We start from the raw sequence: 15,593 nt of genomic DNA, 5'->3' as shown, positions 1-15,593 counted from the left end.
CACCTCATTGGGATGTGAGCAAGGGCGGGCGGCGCAGCAGACCGTGTACCGGTCCGAACACCACGGACAGCAGATAACCGAGACCGGCGACCAACACGATGGCCGGGCCGCTGGGCAGCGAGTAGTAGAATGACAGCAGCAGGCCGAACCAGACCGAGAGGCAACCGATGACGGCCGCGATGGCGATCAGGATCGGCAGGCGTCGGCTCCAGAATCGCGACGCCGCGGCGGGGAGCATCATCAGTCCGACCACCATCAGTGCGCCGATGGCCTGGAAACCGATGACCAGATTGAGCACGACCAGCGTCAGGAACACGCCGTGGGCGAGGGGGCCAAGTCGGCTGACGGTTCTCAGGAACAATGGGTCGAGGGTGTCGAGCAACAGCGGTTTGTAGATCAGCGTCATGGCGATCAGGCTGAATGCCGAAACCCATAACATGCCGTTGAGGGTCGGCCCGTCGACGGCCAAAGCCGAGCCGAACAGCAGGTGCAACAGATCGAGGCGTTTGCCGGCGATGCCGAGGATCAGCACACCGCTGGCGAGGGAGATTGGGTAGATCGCAGCGAGGCTGGCGTCTTCGCGCAGACCGGTGCGGCGGGTAATCCAGGCGGCAAGACCGGCCATGCTCAGACCAGCACCGAGGCCGCCGAGTGTTAGGGCGGGTAGACTCAGGCCGGCGAACCAGAAACCCAATGCCGCGCCGGGAAGGATGCCGTGGGCGACTGCATCGCCGATCAGGCTCATTCGTCGCAGGATCAAAAACACGCCGAGTGGCGCCGTGCTGCACGCCAATACCAAACCGCCAACCAGGGCGCGGCGCATGAAGACGAACTCGTTGAACGGTTGCCAAAGGTGGGCGACGGCGAGCATCAGGCCACCCGCGTGTGAGGTGTTTGTTGAATGAGTTGCGCACTCGCGCCGAATACGCAGTCGCGGTTTTTGATCAGCAAAGTCTCGGGAATGTGCTGGCGCACGGCGGCGAGGTCGTGGCACACAACGAGCAGTGTTCGACCTTGGTCATGCCAGGCGTGGATGTGTTGCCATAGCAACTGTTGGCCGATTTCATCCAGTGCGGCGTGAGGTTCGTCGAGGAGCAACACCGCAGCGTCGGTCAGACTCAGTCGAGCGAGCAGGGCACGTTGCAGTTCACCGCCGGACAGAGCCATAAGCGGACGCTGTTCGAGCCCGCTCAGGTGCCAGTTTTCCAGTGCGTCTTTCAAGCGTTGTGCGCGCAGTTGAGTTGAGAGTCGACGTCCCCAGAAACCCGCCGCTATCAGCTTCTCGAGGCTGATGGGGAATTGGCGATCGAGATGTTGCTGTTGAGGGAGAAAGGACAATCCGCTTTGACGTGGAACACTCAGGGCGATGTTGCCAGCCAATGGCTTTTGTAGCCCGGCGATGACTTTCAGCAGGCTGCTTTTGCCGCAGCCGTTTGCGCCGATGATTGCCGTCAGGCTGCCGCTGTCGAGTTCAAGGTTCAGAGGTGCGGTCAGCGGTTGGCCGGGTGCACCCCAGCTCAGGGATTGGCAGCGGATCATACTTGCTCACGCTGCCAGCTACTTTCGGCGACGGCATCGTGGGCGTGCAGACTTTCAGCGTGGACCACTCGGAGGTGGAATTGACTGACGCCGGGGGTTCTACGAAGCGCGAGATTCAGTCGGCGCGCAGCGTCTTCACAGAACATCAGGTTTTGCCCGTTGGCGAGGGCGAAGGCTTGTTCGTCTGCGCGTTTTACGGCGGTCTGTACAGCTGTCCCGAGTGCAGCCTCGGCGTCGTTGATGATTGCGCTCAATGGCAACTCATCAATGAATTCGTCGAGGTGCAGATGCAGTTGCGCCGTGCTGCGTTGGCTGTGGGGAGTGGCGACAATGCCTTGGGTCGAGCCGAGCCAAGCGAGAATGTCAGCGTGTTGAAGCGGCTTGTTGGCGAAGTCGTTGATGAATTGCTGCTGAATCAACTGCCTCGCCAGCGCAGCTGAACATGGGCAAGTTGAGGAGTAGGGCACTTCGATTTTGAGTTCCACGTGGAACATCTGATTTTTCAGGCTCGCGGAAATAGACGCCGGGTAGGATTTCCAACCCGCTAGCGGACTGACCAGTGCCGGTCTCTTCAGCAACAAATCAGTGTGAATATTCAGAAAACCACAGTTGGATAAGCCCGCGTGACTGTGCAAAAACTCCTCGAGAATCTGCCGCAACAAGGCAGGAGAAAGGTTCTCCCGCTCAAGCACTTCTAGCGCCAGATACAGGCGCGACATGTGAATGCCACGTGCTTCGCCATCATCCAGGCTGACGCCAGCGTCGGCCTTTGCGCTCAGTCGTTTTCCTTCCAGCAAGACAGGCAATGCGATGCCGTGCATGCCCACCCATTCGAGTGGCAAAGCTTGGCGAGTGGCCTGCGCGGCGATATCCGGGAGTGTCAGCGAATTCATGTTCGGGACCATCGTGTTGAGTGAAATCGATGTTACATTATAACAATTCAAATCACGATGTCTTTTTCATGAACGGGTTTTCATATGCGTCGACGTCACGTGCTCAATCTGATTCTGGCCAGCGCAGCTTTTGCTATGCCCTTCAGTGTGTCGGCTACGCAAATTCGCAATGCGCGGCTTTGGCGTTCGGATGAAAAGCTGCGATTGGTCTTCGATTTGAGCGGGCCCGTACGCTACAAGACCTTCACGCTCAGCGCTCCGGAGCGGTTGATTGTCGATGTAGCCGATGCGAATCTGAGCAGTGATTTCAGTCAGTTGGCGCTCACTGGCACGGTGATTCGTTCGATTCGAACCGGGCCTTTTGGTCAGGGAAACACGCGGATTGTTCTCGATTTGAGCAGTCCAGTGCTGCTGAACAGCTTTCTTTTGGCGCCGCAGGATGGCCAGAGTCATCGGCTTGTTCTGGATTTAGTCAGCGCAAAAGCGGCGCCAACAACACCGATGGTTCCACGTGAAACACCCAAGATTGGCGTTCACCCGAAGCGCGACATTATCGTTGTCGTCGACCCAGGACACGGCGGGAAGGACCCCGGCGCAGTCGGCGCCAAGGGCGAAAAAGAAAAAGATGTAGTGCTTTCCATCGCACAATTACTCGCCAAACGTTTGAAAAAAGAGAAAGGCTTTGATGTAAAACTGGTGCGCAATGACGACTTCTTCGTTCCTTTGCGCAAGCGCGTAGAGATCGCCCGACGGCACAAGGCCGACATGTTCATCTCGGTGCATGCCGACGCCGCTCCGCGGCTGACGGCTTCAGGCGCGTCGGTTTATTGCCTGTCGGAAGGTGGTGCGACGTCGGCGACGGCCCGTTTCATGGCGCAGCGAGAGAACGGCGCGGATCTGCTCGGCGCCACCAATCTGCTCAATCTGAAGGATAAGGACCCGATGCTAGCCGGGGTAATTCTCGACATGTCGATGAACGCGACGATCGCCGCCAGCCTGCAACTGGGTAATACGGTGCTAGGCAGTCTGGCCGGCATCACCACCCTGCATCAGAAGCGCGTGGAACAGGCCGGATTCGCCGTGTTGAAGTCGCCCGATGTGCCGTCAATTCTGGTGGAAACCGGCTTTATTTCCAACGCGCGCGACAGTCAGCGTCTGGTCACGGCGCGGCATCAGCAAGCAGTGGCGGATGGTTTGTTTGAGGGATTGCAGCGTTACTTCGAGAAAAATCCACCGATCAACAGCTATCTCGCCTGGCAACAGGAGCAACGCAAAGCGCAGGCCTAGCAGCCAGCAATCCGGCTGCAAGTGAATTTCGCGCTACTACCGCCGGAGCTGGAGAAGCGATTGATGGTCGTCCAGCCGACGCGGCGGGTGTAGCCGACCCAGGCTTCCCCGTCGGAGGCGATGCCAGTGAAGAACGTCAGTTGCCCAAAACGGCTGTTGGTTTGGGCCCAATAACGCTGGCCAGTCTTTTCAAATCCGCGCAGATAAAGCGTATTGCCGACGGTGTTGACGCTATACGCGTTGCCCTCGGCATCGACGCACGCCAGCAAGTTAGCGCTGCGTGTACAGCTCGCGAGCGTCGGTAACTGTGCCCACGCGCTATCAGCAACCAGCAATCCAAGACTCAAAAACCAGCATTTCATTACAGTTTTCATTACGAATTCCGGATGTGAGGCTGGCTCAGCTTCCTGCTGTTTTTCGCTAAGAACAAGAGCAAAGCTGGTTTATTTGTGTTGTTATACTATAACATAAATATCAATTGAGCCTGAGCGGTCCGATTTCAAGCGTTTACCTCGTATGAGGTACCAAAACGCCAAGCGCTAGCAAAAGCGCCAGTCGGCTGCATTCCTATGAGGATTATCAAATGTCAGCCGATTTGCCCGTTACCGTACTTTCAGGATTTCTTGGAGCCGGAAAAAGTACACTTTTGAATTACGTACTACGTAATCGCAAGGGTCTACGTGTCGCTGTAATCGTTAACGATATGAGCGAAATCAACATTGATGGCAGCGAAGTCCAGCGTGATGTCAGCCTGAACCGTGCTGAAGAAAAAATAGTCGAAATGAGTAACGGCTGTATCTGCTGTACGTTACGCGAAGATTTATTGGAGGAAGTCAGCAAGCTCGCCCGGGAAGGACGCTTCGATTATTTGCTGATCGAATCCACCGGCATTTCCGAACCATTGCCCGTGGCAGAAACCTTTACCTTCCGTGATGAGCAGGGCCAAAGCCTTTCCGACATTGCGCGTCTCGACACCATGGTCACTGTAGTCGACGGTGTGAATTTCCTGCCGGACTACCAGGCGGCCGAAAGCCTCGCTTCCCGTGGTGAGATTCTCGGTGAGGAAGATGAGCGCTCCATCACCGATCTGTTGATCGAACAAATTGAATTCGCCGACGTGCTGTTGATCAGCAAGATCGACTTGATCAGTCAGCGCGAGCGTGAAGAATTGATCGCTATCCTCAAGCGTCTCAACGCCCATGCCGAAATCATCCCGATGGTGATGGGCGAGGTGCCGCTGGAGAAGGTGCTCAACACCGGTCGCTTCGATTTCGACAGAGCCGCCCAAGCACCCGGTTGGCTGCAAGAGTTGCGCGGTGAACACGTGCCGGAAACCGACGAGTACGGCATCGCCTCAACCGCCTACCGCGCGCGTCGGCCCTTTCACCCGCAACGCTTCTTCAGCTTCATCGACCGTCCATGGCTTAACGGCAAACTGCTGCGTTCGAAAGGCTTTTTCTGGCTGGCCAGCAAACCCACTGATGCCGGCAGCTGGTCGCAGGCCGGTGGGTTGATGCGCCACGGCTTTGCCGGACGCTGGTGGCGTTTTGTGCCGAAAAACCAGTGGCCGCAAGATCAGGAAAGCACCGCCGCCATCATGGAAAACTGGACGCCGAGCGTAGGAGACTGCCGCCAGGAACTGGTGTTCATCGGTCAGAACATCGATTTCCTGCAGCTCTCCGCCGAACTGGATGAGTGTCTGCTGACCGATGAGGAGATGGCAATCGGTGTAGAAGGCTGGCGTGCGCTACCGGATCCCTTTGGCCCTTGGCACGAAGAGGCTGCCTGATGCTTGCCCTCAAACAAATGCAAATCCGCACGCGTCATCAGCACCAAGGATCGACCCCAAAAACGCTGACGCGCATTCTGGACGACGACACCAATCTCGCCGTCTGGAAGCGCCAACTGCCGTTGCACATCAGTGAATTCGCCCACTTGCTGCTATCGCTCAATGAACCCTTTGCGGAATCGTTGTGCCTTGAGTTGCCGGATGAGGACGCGGAGCCTGACCTCACTGGCCTGGCCTCAGGGTTCCGCGATCTGGAGGGCTACGAAGGCTTTGTTGCCGACCTGAAATGGCTGGTCGGCGCCTTCGCCTGTTTGCTGGGAGCCAAGCGAATCGGACTGCGTCTGCGAGTGCTCGATAAAGCCATGTGCCCGCGTTTTCACGTCGATCACGTGCCGGTGCGGCTGATCACCTCCTACGCCGGCGTCGGCAGCGAATGGCTCAAGGAAGGCGCGATGGATCGCAGTCAGTTGGGGCAGGCCAACGCCGAACCCCAAGGGCAAATCCAGCAACTCGACAGCGGCGACGTCGCGTTATTGAAAGGCGAAAAATGGCACGGCAACGAGGGCTTCGGCCTGGTTCACCGCTCGCCGCAACTGACTGCGGGCCAGCGCCGCCTGATACTGACCCTCGACTGGCTCGGCTAACGGTTCAAGGCTTTAGCCACGAACCCTGGCTCTGGCGTTCGCAATACGGTTTCAGATATGCCGCATCCGTGGCTACGCCGTAATAGTGGATGTCCTGGCGATAAGGCATATTGGCGACTTGCGCGTTGCTGCACACGCCAAACGCACCGCTCGGGCACTGATCGACGTATTGCACTTCGACTTTCTGCCCGGCCAGCGTTGGCTGGCAGAAACCGTCGTTGAACAGTTTCTCCGGGATATTGCGGTTCTGCTGACAGACTTTGACGTCGAGCCGCTCACCCTGACTGTGCACCACACAGGCCTGGGCCCACGCTTCACTCGACAGCAGCGCCAGCAGCAACGACCATCCCATCCAACGCATCTTTGAATCTCCCAAGAAAGCTCCCGGCCATGTTGCAGAACATTCCTACCCATGTCATTGCTGGCCCTTTGGGCGCCGGCAAGACCAGCCTGATTCGCCAACTCATGGCCCAGCGGCCGGAAAGCGAGCGTTGGGCGGTGCTGATCAACGAGTTTGGTCAGATCGGTCTCGACGCCGCTCTGTTGACCAGTGACGCCGATGGTATCGCACTCGGCGAAGTGGCCGGGGGCTGCCTGTGTTGCGTCAATGGCACGCCGTTTCAGATTGGCCTGGGGCGTTTGCTGCGCAAGGCGAAGCCGGATCGGCTGTTCATCGAACCGTCCGGGCTGGGGCATCCGGCGCAGCTGATTCAACAGTTGAATGAGGCGCCGTGGCTGGGTGTGCTGGCGGTGCAGCCGTGTGTATTGGTGCTGGATGCTCAGTCGCTCCATGCCGGCAGAGCATTGCCGGCAACTCAGCAGGAAGCGTTGGCCAGCGCTGGACTGTTATTGATGAACAAGGCAGAAAACCTTGATGAAAAAGAACGACAGAAAATCGCGGGTCAGCTCCCTCCGGTCAGACAGATCTGGACGCGGCAGGCACAACTCGCCTTGAACGAGCTACCGGGGCTGGCGGCGCAAGCGGCTGTCGGTGTGGATAACCTGGTGGTGCCCAAAGGGTTGGCGCGTATGCCGGCTGTCTGGAGCGACCCGACGATGCCGATTTGCCTGAGTCTGGCGCAGGAGGAGGGCTGGAGCATCGGTTGGCGTTGGCATCCGGCTCAAAAGTTCGACAAGGCACGTATCGCCGATTGGCTAAACGGGCTTCATTGGAAAAGAGCGAAACTGGTTATCCACAGCGCAGATGGCTGGGTTTCGGCGAACGCGCTGGAGAATGCGCAGTTGGTTTGGCTGGCCAGTGAATGGCGGAAAGATTCGCGCATCGAGCTGATCTTCAGTGAGGCGCAGGATGTTGAGGTGCTGCAGAGAGGGTTGTCGGGGTGCCGGGAGGGTTAAGATCAAAAGATCGCGGCCTTCGGCAGCTCCTGCATGGCCGTCAGGGCTTCCATTTGGTGTGCTCCTGGCGCCACTGACTCAGCTCGATAACTTCCGCGCGAGGCTTCTGCACCTCAACCACCGGCGGCGTATCGTCGAACGGTGCCGGATAGGGCGCCAGTTCGATCTGCGCACTGTGCGCTCCAAACTGGGTGATGGTGCCGTTATGGCGGGTTTCGCCGGTCACGGTGAACTCGAAGTTGTACACCCGCGCCAGTCGTCGGCGACCGTTGGCATCCTTGATGAAACCGATCTTTTTTAGCGCAACGTTGCCGTCGAGCAACTCGACCCGCACGTTCAGACAATGCTGTTTGACCCGCTCCAGCGCCCGCTCGCGCAAGCCGTGGTTGTGCCATAACCAGGCGCCGGCAGCGGCGAACAGCATCAGCACAAAGATGTTTTCCAGGGTCAGCATCAACATCGAACTCCAAAAGATAGCGTCAGCTTAACTGCGTCGCCGGTCTGTCGTACAGGCTGCGTTTCGTCGCATACTGCGCGGCTTGAATTTCAATCGTTTTACGGAATGACCCGAATGAAACGTACGCCTCATCTGCTCGCCATTCAGTCCCACGTGGTGTTCGGCCACGCCGGAAACAGCGCCGCGGTTTTTCCGATGCAGCGGGTCGGGGTCAATGTCTGGCCGCTCAACACCGTGCAGTTCTCCAACCACACCCAATACGGTCAGTGGGCCGGCGAAGTGCTGGCGCCGCAGCAGATCCCGGAACTGGTCGAAGGCATTGCGGCGATTGGCGAGCTGGGCAACTGCGATGCGGTGCTGTCCGGTTACCTTGGCAGCGCGGCGCAGGGTCGGGCGATTCTCAGCGGTGTCGAGCGGATCAAATCGGTCAACCCGAAGGCGCTGTATCTGTGTGATCCGGTGATGGGCCATCCGGAAAAGGGTTGCAGCGTGCCGACCGAAGTCAGTGACTTCCTGCTGGAAGAGGCAGCGGCCGTGGCAGACATCATGTGTCCGAACCAGTTGGAGCTGGACAGCTTTTCCGGGCGCAAGCCGCAGTCGTTGTTCGACTGTCTGGCGATGGCCCGAGCCTTGCTGGCGCGGGGGCCGAAAGCCGTGCTGGTCAAGCATCTGGATTATCCGGGCAAACCGGCCGATGGCTTTGAGATGCTGTTGGTGACGGCCGAAGGTAGCTGGCACCTGCGTCGTCCGCTGTTGGCGTTTCCGCGTCAGCCGGTGGGTGTGGGCGATCTGACGTCCGGCCTGTTTCTGGCGCGGGTGTTGTTGGGTGACAGCTTGGTGGCGGCGTTTGAGTTCACAGCGGCGGCGGTGCATGAGGTGTTGCTGGAAACTCAGGCTTGCGCCAGTTATGAGCTGCAACTGGTGCGGGCGCAGGATCGGATAGCGCATCCTCGGGTGAAGTTCGAGGCAACCGCGATCAGTCTTTAAGACCGCGTTGCCCCCCATTCGCGAGCAGGCTCGCTCCCACAGATGAATGCATTCAAATGTGGGAGCGAGCCTGCTCGCGAAAGCGGTCGTCTGAGCGCTACAAATCTCAAGCGTCGCCCTTGATCTCCTGATACCGCTTTTCCAGCTCCTGGCGAATCTGCCGCCGCTGCTGCGCCTGCATATAACGACGCTTGTCTTCGCTGTTCTGCGGTTGCAGCGGCGGCACGGGTGCCGGTTTGCGCTGGTCATCCACCGCAACCATGGTGAAGAAGCAACTATTGGTGTGGCGCACCGAGCGTTCGCGGATGTTCTCGGTAACGACTTTGATGCCGACTTCCATCGAAGTGTTGCCGGTGTAGTTGACCGACGCAAGGAAGGTCACCAGTTCGCCGACATGGATCGGCTCGCGGAAAATCACCTGATCCACCGACAGCGTCACCACGTAGCGGCCGGCGTAACGGCTCGCGCAGGCGTAGGCCACTTCGTCGAGGTATTTGAGCAGGGTGCCGCCGTGGACATTGCCAGAGAAGTTGGCCATGTCGGGGGTCATCAGTACCGTCATCGACAGCTGGGCGTTTCCGGGTTCCATAACGTTCTCACGGATCAAGGCTGATTTCTGGAAGCACCTCTATGGGTGCCTGGTCGCTTTTCAAAAGCACCGTTATCGGGACGCCGGGCGACTGGCCGTCGTCACGCCGGGATCGATCTGTTTCCATATATTGCACCGCCTTCCAGGCGGAAGTCGCGGTGTTACCCTGCAAAAGCCCGCCTCAAGGGCAATTCCCACACGAAAAGCGGATTTTTACCTAGCTCGCTCAGACATTTCTGACGTCTGTGCGCGAGCCTCGTCATTCAAGGAGCCCACGCCATGCATGCCATCAGTTTTATTCAGGACTTGGCAGTGATCATGTTGGTCGCAGGTGTGGTGACCGTGTTGTTCCACCGGTTCAAGCAGCCGGTGGTGCTTGGTTACATCGTCGCTGGTTTCATCATTGGCCCGCACACGCCGCCGTTCGGTCTGATCCACGATGAAGAAACCATCAAGACCCTCGCCGAGCTCGGGGTGATTTTCCTGATGTTCTGCCTCGGCCTGGAGTTCAGCCTGCGCAAGCTGTTCAAGGTCGGCGCCACGGCGTTTATTGCGGCGTTCCTCGAAATCGTCCTGATGATCTGGATCGGTTATGAAATCGGCCGCTGGTTCGACTGGAACACCATGGATTCGCTGTTCCTCGGCGCGATTCTGGCTATCTCCTCGACCACCATCATCGTCAAAGCACTCAACGATCTGAAGATGAAAAACGAGCGCTTTGCGCAGTTGATCTTCGGCGTGTTGATTGTTGAAGACATCCTCGGCATCGGCATCATCGCGCTGCTATCGAGCATCGCCGTCAGCGGCACGGTCAGCTCCGGCGAAGTGTTTTCCACGGTCGGCAAGCTGTCGCTGTTCATGATCGTCGCGCTGGTTATCGGCATCCTGCTGGTGCCGCGTCTGCTGGCCTATGTGGCGAAATTCGAAAGCAACGAGATGCTGCTGATCACTGTGCTAGGCCTGTGTTTCGGCTTCTGCCTGCTGGTGGTCAAACTTGAGTACAGCATGGTGCTCGGTGCGTTCCTGATCGGCGCGATCATGGCCGAGTCGCGGCAATTATTGAAAATCGAGCGCCTGATCGAACCGGTTCGCGACCTGTTCAGCGCGATCTTCTTCGTTGCCATCGGCCTGATGCTCGACCCGATGATTCTTCTCGAATATGCGTGGCCGATTGCGGTGATCACCGTGGCCGTTGTGCTCGGCAAGATGTTGTCCTGCGGCCTCGGGGCGTTTATCGCCGGCAACGACGGACGCACCTCACTGCGGGTGGGGATGGGGCTGTCACAGATTGGCGAATTTTCCTTCATCATCGCCGCGCTGGGCATGACCTTGCAGGTCACCAGTAACTTCCTTTACCCGGTCGCTGTGGCCGTGTCGGTGATTACAACGCTGCTGACGCCGTATCTGATCCGTGCGGCTGATCCGCTGTCGATCAAGCTGTCTGCGGCGGTGCCCAAGCCTCTTGGTCGTGTGCTGGGCATGTACGGCGAATGGCTGCGCAGCATCCAGCCGCAAGGCGAGGGCGCGATGCTGGCTTCCATCATTCGCAAGATCTTGCTGCAGGTCGGGGTCAATCTGGCACTGGTCATCGCGATCTTCTTCGCCGGCGCGTATTTCGCCGAACGCATCTCGTTGTGGCTGCAAGACTGGATCAGTGATCCGAGCTGGCAGAAGGCGTTGATCTGGGGTGGGGCGTTGCTGGTGTCGTTGCCGTTCCTGATTGCCGCTTACCGCAAGCTCAAGGCGCTGTCGATGTTGCTGGCGGAGATGGGCGTGAAACCGGAGATGGCCGGGCGTCACACGCAGCGAGTGCGCCGGGTGATCTCCGAAGTGATCCCGATTCTCTCGCTGCTGGTGATTTTCCTGCTGTTGGCAGCCTTGTCGGCCAGTATTTTGCCGACCAACAAGTTGCTGGTGCTGATCGCCGTGGTTGCGGCAGCAGTAGCGGCGCTGCTTTGGCGCTGGTTCATCCGCGTGCACACGCGGATGCAGGTGGCGCTGCTGGAAACCCTCGACAACCACAAGGAGTCGTCGGGGCATTGACCACCCGGGGCGGCTGGCCGATCAGCTTTCCAGCCAGACGTCCCGCGCCCAGTGCCACACCGATTCCCAGGTTTCTTCGGCAATCAGCTCTTCTTCGGCCTGCCACAGCACCACCGTGCCATCTTCTTCGACGCAGTAGTAGTTATCACCGTCCTGACAGATCGGGATCAGGCTGCGATCAACACCGACATCCCAAGCGTTGGCGGCAACGTCCGGCAAGTAGGTGTGGGATTGTGGGTCGGTAACGGTCACCGGCTCGAGGCTGCCGTAAACCACATCGCTGACGGTCAGCAGAAACTCTTTGAAGACAAACGGAATGTCGATGAACAGTTGTTCTTCGATTTCGACCAGCAGGTCTTCGTCAGGCAACTCCAAAGGAACCGGCACGGGTTCGTTGGCTTCACGCAGTTGTTCGATGATTTCTTCCACGTCCGGGATCCTCTTGCTTGAATGGCGCGGTTTATATGGGCCGGTTTATACAGTAGCTCGCTATAGATGCAACCGCGAAATAGAAAACCCCGGCCGAGGCCGGGGTTTTTTGTTGCGGCAGGTGACGCCTGGAAGGGATCAGCCGTTCTGGCGGATACCGGCAACCAGCCAAGGCTGATTTTCGCCCTGCGGACGTTCCATGTTCCAGCTTTCGCTGAACACTTCGCCCTGGTCGAAGCGTGAGGTTTTCGACACACCGCTGAAGGTCAGGGTGGCGATGGTCTTGTCGGCACGGTCATCCACGCCGTCCAGTTGAACCTGGAGGTTGTCGATGTAGGTCGACTGGAAGGCGTCGCCCAGATCAGCACGCTCACGCTTGAGGAACTCGAGCATTTGCGGGGTCACGAACTCGGCGATCTTGTCCATTTCATTGGCGTCCCAGTGCTGCTGCAGCGACTGGAAGTGGCTGCGTGCAGCTTCAAGGAAGTTCTGCTCGTTGAACCAGGCCGGCGCGTTGATCACCGGACGGGCGGCAGCAGGTGCAGCCGAACCACCGAAGATCGAACCCATGGCGGCAGGCTTCTGCTCGAACACTTCACGCTGCATCGGCGCACCGGCCGGAGCGAACTGCTCCTGCTGCTTGCGGCGACGCGCGGCGATGAAGCGGAAGATCACGAACGCGATCACGGCCATGATCAGGATGTCGAAGATCTGCATGCCCTGGAAGCCGCCGCCCATGAACATGGAAGCGAGCAGGCCACCGGCGGCGATACCGGCCAGAGGACCGAGCCATTTCGAAGCACCACCGGCCTTGGCGGCAGCGCCAGCGGCACCGGCAGCACCAGCGGTCGCTGCTGCGCCGCCGACGCCTGGAGAAGAAGGAGCCATCTGGCTGGTCTGGTGCGTCGGCGCAGCGCCGGCGCTTTTGCCACCACCAAAGCGCTTGGCGTTGGCGTCGAGGCTCATCGTCAGGCCGATGCACAACGCCATGGCGATGCTAAGAAAACGTTTCATAAAGGGTATTCCCGTTTGTGGAGACACGCGCGCCATGTTGCACAGCTGAAGTGTTACTGGCTAGCGAGAGAGTGTTTCGGGCTTTTGCCTGACAGGTCGCGTTCAGCTTCGCGAGGCAATAAGAACGTGTACTTTTGGCTGTAGGAAAAGGAGATAGGTTCCGCGGGATTGTTGGTCAGAACACCAAACCCTGTGGGAGCGAGCCTGCTCGCGAAAGCTGCACCCGCGGTCTATCAGATCAACCGCGGTGATTCATTCGCGAGCAAGCTCGCTCCTGCAGAAAAGCGAAACCGGCGTCAGATCGCTTCCAGCTTGGCGTAGCCAAGCATCAGCCACTTGCTGCCTTCGCTGAAGTTCACCTGCACCCGCGCCTGCGCGCCGGCGCCCTCGAAGTTGAGGATCACGCCGTCGCCAAAGATCGAATGGCGCACCGTCTGACCCAGGCTGAAACCCGTTTCCGGAATCTCGCTGCCGCTGAACAGGTTGCTGCCGCTCATCGACTGATTGCCGCCGAACGGCCGGCTGACGCTGTTCGACAGGCGAACTTCCTGAATCAGGCCCTTCGGCACTTCGCGGACGAAACGCGAAACCTTGTTGTAGGTTTCACTGCCGTACAGGCGTCGGGTCTCGGCATAGGTCATGACCAGATTCTGCATCGCCCGGGTAATGCCGACGTAAGCCAGACGCCGTTCTTCCTCAAGACGCCCCGGTTCTTCCAGGCTCATCTTGTGCGGGAACAGGCCTTCTTCCATGCCCACAAGGAACACGTAAGGGAATTCCAGGCCTTTGGCGCTGTGCAGGGTCATCAGTTGAATGCTGTCTTCGTGCTCGTCGGCCTGAGTGTCACCAGCCTCCAGCGAAGCGTGGCCGAGGAACGCCGCCAGTGGCGTCAGCTCTTCGTCTTCTTCGGTGTTCTCGAAGTTGCGTGCGGCGCTGACCAGTTCCTCAAGGTTTTCTACCCGGGCCTGGCCTTTCTCGCCTTTTTCCGCTTCGTGATAAGCGATCAGGCCGGAATGCTCGATGACGGTTTGCGTCATCAGGTGCAACGGCATTTCCATGCACTTGGCGGCGAGGTTCTCGATCAGCTCGATAAACGCACCAAGGGCACCCGCCGCGCGACCGGTCAGGCCTTTGTTGGCGACCAGTTGACGCATCGCTTCCCACATCGATACATCGCTGTGACGCGCGTGATCGCGGATGGCTTCGACGGTTTTCTCGCCGATGCCACGGGCCGGCACGTTGATCACCCGTTCCAGCGCCGCATCGTTGCCGCGACCTTCGAGCAAGCGCAGGTACGCCATGGCGTTCTTGATTTCCGCGCGTTCGAAGAAGCGCTGACCACCATAGATGCGATACGGAATGCGTTCACGCAGTAAAGCTTCTTCCAAAACGCGTGATTGGGCGTTGGAGCGGTACAGAATCGCGATATCGCTACGGGCCAAGCCGGTTTTCAGCGCGCTTTCGATGGTTTCTACAACGTAGCGTGCTTCGTCGTGTTCGTTGAACGCGGCGTACAGATTGATCGCTTCGCCGTCGCCACCGTCGGTCCACAACTCTTTGCCCAGACGCCCGGTGTTGTTGGCGATCAGGGCGTTGGCAGCCTTGAGGATGCCGGCGGTGGAGCGGTAGTTCTGCTCCAGACGAATGGTCACCGAATCCGGGAAGTCGGAGGAGTACTGATGAATGTTTTCGATCTTCGCGCCACGCCAGCCGTAAATCGACTGGTCGTCGTCGCCCACCACCATCAGGCTGTCGCCGCCCTTGCCCAGCAGACGCAACCAGGCGTACTGCACGGCGTTGGTGTCCTGGAACTCGTCCACCAGAATATGCCGGAAGCGCTTTTGGTAATGCGCCAGCAAGCCCGGGTGATCGCGCCACAGATCGAGGGCACGCAGGAGCAATTCGGAGAAGTCGATGACGCCGGCACGCTGACACGCTGCCTCGTAGGCTTCGTAAATGCCGCGCATGGTCGCCAGATACAAGTCGCCGCTGGCCTGAATGTGTTGCGGACGCAGACCTTCGTCTTTCTGGCCGTTGATGAACCACTGCGCCTGACGGGCTGGCCAGCGTTGCTCGTCCAGACCCAGCTCGCGGATCACCCGCTTGACCAGGCGTTGCTGGTCGTCACTGTCGAGTATCTGGAAGGTCTGGCTCAGCCCGGCTTCCTGCCAGTGCGCCCGCAGCAAGCGGTGCGCCAGGCCGTGGAAGGTGCCGACCCACATGCCAGCCGGGTTGATACCCAGCAACTGTTCGATGCGATGACGCATCTCGGCAGCGGCCTTGTTGGTGAAGGTCACCGACAGAATGGAGTGGGGCGAGGCGTTTTCGACCTGGATCAACCAGGCGATACGGTGCACCAGCACTCGGGTTTTACCGGAACCGGCGCCGGCCAGGACCAACTGACGGCCAACGGGGGCTGCTACGGCCTGGCGTTGGGCATCGTTGAGGGAGTTCAGCAGAAGGGAGAGATCATCGCGCATCAGGGCATTCTAGGGTGCGCCGCAGGCCCGGGCAAACCGAGCTTTGCATTAGCCGATGAAACTCCTGCCGATGACGACCGGTCAGT

Annotated in this window: 16 protein-coding genes; 6 read left to right on the top strand and 10 right to left on the bottom strand. The window is 59.0% G+C overall.

From position 1 onward, the window contains the following. Positions 1–4: 4 nt before the first annotated feature. From ACRRSD_RS15125 to folE2, 3 genes are read right to left on the bottom strand one after another with little or no spacing between them, the layout of a single operon-like run. Entirely contained in the window at positions 5–871 is an 867-nt protein-coding gene (locus tag ACRRSD_RS15125) for a metal ABC transporter permease (RefSeq protein ID WP_435034146.1), read from the bottom strand. After that, complete coding sequence (locus ACRRSD_RS15120) at positions 871–1,539, bottom strand: metal ABC transporter ATP-binding protein (protein ID WP_435034145.1); 669 nt, start codon at positions 1,537–1,539, stop codon at positions 871–873. The genes ACRRSD_RS15125 and ACRRSD_RS15120 overlap by 1 nt, the downstream gene beginning before the upstream one ends. Continuing rightward, a complete protein-coding gene (folE2, locus tag ACRRSD_RS15115; protein WP_435034144.1) occupies positions 1,536–2,432 on the bottom strand; it encodes a GTP cyclohydrolase FolE2 in 897 nt (298 codons plus the stop codon). The genes ACRRSD_RS15120 and folE2 overlap by 4 nt, the downstream gene beginning before the upstream one ends. A gap of 84 nt (positions 2,433–2,516) precedes the next feature. Between folE2 and ACRRSD_RS15110 the strand changes: the two genes are divergently transcribed. Then, positions 2,517–3,719, top strand: coding sequence for an N-acetylmuramoyl-L-alanine amidase (locus ACRRSD_RS15110; RefSeq protein WP_435034143.1), 1,203 nt, complete (start codon positions 2,517–2,519; stop codon positions 3,717–3,719). Here the strand turns inward: ACRRSD_RS15110 and ACRRSD_RS15105 are convergent. Beyond that, positions 3,716–4,093: a glutamine synthetase gene (locus ACRRSD_RS15105; protein ID WP_435034142.1), complete on the bottom strand. Its 378-nt coding sequence runs from the start codon at positions 4,091–4,093 to the stop codon at positions 3,716–3,718. The two genes, ACRRSD_RS15110 and ACRRSD_RS15105, sit on opposite strands and share 4 nt — an antisense overlap. 209 nt (positions 4,094–4,302) lie before the next feature. Here ACRRSD_RS15105 and zigA point away from each other — a divergent pair, with 209 nt between their 5' ends. After that, entirely contained in the window at positions 4,303–5,508 is a 1,206-nt protein-coding gene (zigA, locus tag ACRRSD_RS15100) for a zinc metallochaperone GTPase ZigA (protein WP_435034141.1), read from the top strand. Next, positions 5,508–6,152, top strand: a complete 645-nt coding sequence (locus ACRRSD_RS15095; RefSeq protein WP_435034140.1) for a DUF1826 domain-containing protein — start codon at positions 5,508–5,510, stop codon at positions 6,150–6,152. The genes zigA and ACRRSD_RS15095 overlap by 1 nt, the downstream gene beginning before the upstream one ends. 4 nt (positions 6,153–6,156) lie before the next feature. Here the strand turns inward: ACRRSD_RS15095 and ACRRSD_RS15090 are convergent, their stop codons facing one another. Beyond that, positions 6,157–6,513, bottom strand: coding sequence for an NADH:ubiquinone oxidoreductase (locus ACRRSD_RS15090; RefSeq protein ID WP_435034139.1), 357 nt, complete (start codon positions 6,511–6,513; stop codon positions 6,157–6,159). Between the two features lie 29 nt (positions 6,514–6,542). Between ACRRSD_RS15090 and ACRRSD_RS15085 the strand changes: the two genes are divergently transcribed. Next, the gene (locus ACRRSD_RS15085) at positions 6,543–7,508 is read left to right on the top strand and encodes a CobW family GTP-binding protein (protein WP_435034138.1); all 966 of its coding nucleotides are present in this window, start codon (positions 6,543–6,545) and stop codon (positions 7,506–7,508) included. Positions 7,509–7,548: 40 nt separating this feature from the next. Here the strand turns inward: ACRRSD_RS15085 and ACRRSD_RS15080 are convergent, their stop codons facing one another. After that, a complete protein-coding gene (locus ACRRSD_RS15080; protein ID WP_242207967.1) occupies positions 7,549–7,962 on the bottom strand; it encodes a DUF3301 domain-containing protein in 414 nt (137 codons plus the stop codon). Positions 7,963–8,079: 117 nt separating this feature from the next. On the opposite strand from ACRRSD_RS15080, the gene pdxY reads away from it, so the two are divergent. Further along, the gene (gene pdxY / locus ACRRSD_RS15075; RefSeq protein WP_007912061.1) at positions 8,080–8,952 is read left to right on the top strand and encodes a pyridoxal kinase PdxY; all 873 of its coding nucleotides are present in this window, start codon (positions 8,080–8,082) and stop codon (positions 8,950–8,952) included. Positions 8,953–9,058: 106 nt separating this feature from the next. On the opposite strand, the gene ACRRSD_RS15070 is transcribed toward pdxY, so the two are convergent. Then, positions 9,059–9,541, bottom strand: coding sequence for an acyl-CoA thioesterase (locus tag ACRRSD_RS15070; RefSeq protein WP_041073853.1), 483 nt, complete (start codon positions 9,539–9,541; stop codon positions 9,059–9,061). A 279-nt stretch (positions 9,542–9,820) separates the two neighbouring features. Between ACRRSD_RS15070 and ACRRSD_RS15065 the strand changes: the two genes are divergently transcribed. Next, the gene (locus ACRRSD_RS15065; protein WP_007912064.1) at positions 9,821–11,584 is read left to right on the top strand and encodes a cation:proton antiporter; all 1,764 of its coding nucleotides are present in this window, start codon (positions 9,821–9,823) and stop codon (positions 11,582–11,584) included. Between the two features lie 21 nt (positions 11,585–11,605). Here the strand turns inward: ACRRSD_RS15065 and ACRRSD_RS15060 are convergent, their stop codons facing one another. From ACRRSD_RS15060 to uvrD, 3 genes are all read right to left on the bottom strand, one after another. Further along, on the bottom strand, positions 11,606–12,013 hold the full coding sequence (locus ACRRSD_RS15060) for an SMI1/KNR4 family protein (RefSeq protein WP_435034137.1): 408 nt from the start codon (positions 12,011–12,013) through the stop codon (positions 11,606–11,608). A 138-nt stretch (positions 12,014–12,151) separates the two neighbouring features. Next, positions 12,152–13,027: a Tim44 domain-containing protein gene (locus ACRRSD_RS15055; protein ID WP_038359440.1), complete on the bottom strand. Its 876-nt coding sequence runs from the start codon at positions 13,025–13,027 to the stop codon at positions 12,152–12,154. A gap of 296 nt (positions 13,028–13,323) precedes the next feature. After that, complete coding sequence (uvrD, locus tag ACRRSD_RS15050; RefSeq protein WP_435034136.1) at positions 13,324–15,507, bottom strand: DNA helicase II; 2,184 nt, start codon at positions 15,505–15,507, stop codon at positions 13,324–13,326. Between the last annotated feature and the right edge of the window lie 86 nt (positions 15,508–15,593).

The sequence above is a fragment of the Pseudomonas neuropathica genome (genome assembly GCF_051174785.1).
GTDB lineage: Bacteria > Pseudomonadota > Gammaproteobacteria > Pseudomonadales > Pseudomonadaceae > Aquipseudomonas > Aquipseudomonas neuropathica_A.
This window is presented reverse-complemented; position numbering and strand designations above follow the sequence as displayed.

Excerpts from the sequence above, each read along its gene's own strand:
- ACRRSD_RS15125 (WP_435034146.1), bottom strand. The coding sequence starts at position 871 with ATGCTCGCCGTCGCCCACCTTTGGCAACCGTTCAACGAGTTCGTCTTC.
- ACRRSD_RS15120 (WP_435034145.1), bottom strand. The coding sequence starts at position 1,539 with ATGATCCGCTGCCAATCCCTGAGCTGGGGTGCACCCGGCCAACCGCTG.
- folE2 (WP_435034144.1), bottom strand. The coding sequence starts at position 2,432 with ATGAATTCGCTGACACTCCCGGATATCGCCGCGCAGGCCACTCGCCAA.
- ACRRSD_RS15110 (WP_435034143.1), top strand. The coding sequence starts at position 2,517 with ATGCGTCGACGTCACGTGCTCAATCTGATTCTGGCCAGCGCAGCTTTT.
- ACRRSD_RS15105 (WP_435034142.1), bottom strand. The coding sequence starts at position 4,093 with ATGAAAACTGTAATGAAATGCTGGTTTTTGAGTCTTGGATTGCTGGTT.
- zigA (WP_435034141.1), top strand. The coding sequence starts at position 4,303 with ATGTCAGCCGATTTGCCCGTTACCGTACTTTCAGGATTTCTTGGAGCC.
- ACRRSD_RS15095 (WP_435034140.1), top strand. The coding sequence starts at position 5,508 with ATGCTTGCCCTCAAACAAATGCAAATCCGCACGCGTCATCAGCACCAA.
- ACRRSD_RS15090 (WP_435034139.1), bottom strand. The coding sequence starts at position 6,513 with ATGCGTTGGATGGGATGGTCGTTGCTGCTGGCGCTGCTGTCGAGTGAA.
- ACRRSD_RS15085 (WP_435034138.1), top strand. The coding sequence starts at position 6,543 with ATGTTGCAGAACATTCCTACCCATGTCATTGCTGGCCCTTTGGGCGCC.
- ACRRSD_RS15080 (WP_242207967.1), bottom strand. The coding sequence starts at position 7,962 with ATGCTGACCCTGGAAAACATCTTTGTGCTGATGCTGTTCGCCGCTGCC.
- pdxY (WP_007912061.1), top strand. The coding sequence starts at position 8,080 with ATGAAACGTACGCCTCATCTGCTCGCCATTCAGTCCCACGTGGTGTTC.
- ACRRSD_RS15070 (WP_041073853.1), bottom strand. The coding sequence starts at position 9,541 with ATGGAACCCGGAAACGCCCAGCTGTCGATGACGGTACTGATGACCCCC.
- ACRRSD_RS15065 (WP_007912064.1), top strand. The coding sequence starts at position 9,821 with ATGCATGCCATCAGTTTTATTCAGGACTTGGCAGTGATCATGTTGGTC.
- ACRRSD_RS15055 (WP_038359440.1), bottom strand. The coding sequence starts at position 13,027 with ATGAAACGTTTTCTTAGCATCGCCATGGCGTTGTGCATCGGCCTGACG.
- uvrD (WP_435034136.1), bottom strand. The coding sequence starts at position 15,507 with ATGCGCGATGATCTCTCCCTTCTGCTGAACTCCCTCAACGATGCCCAA.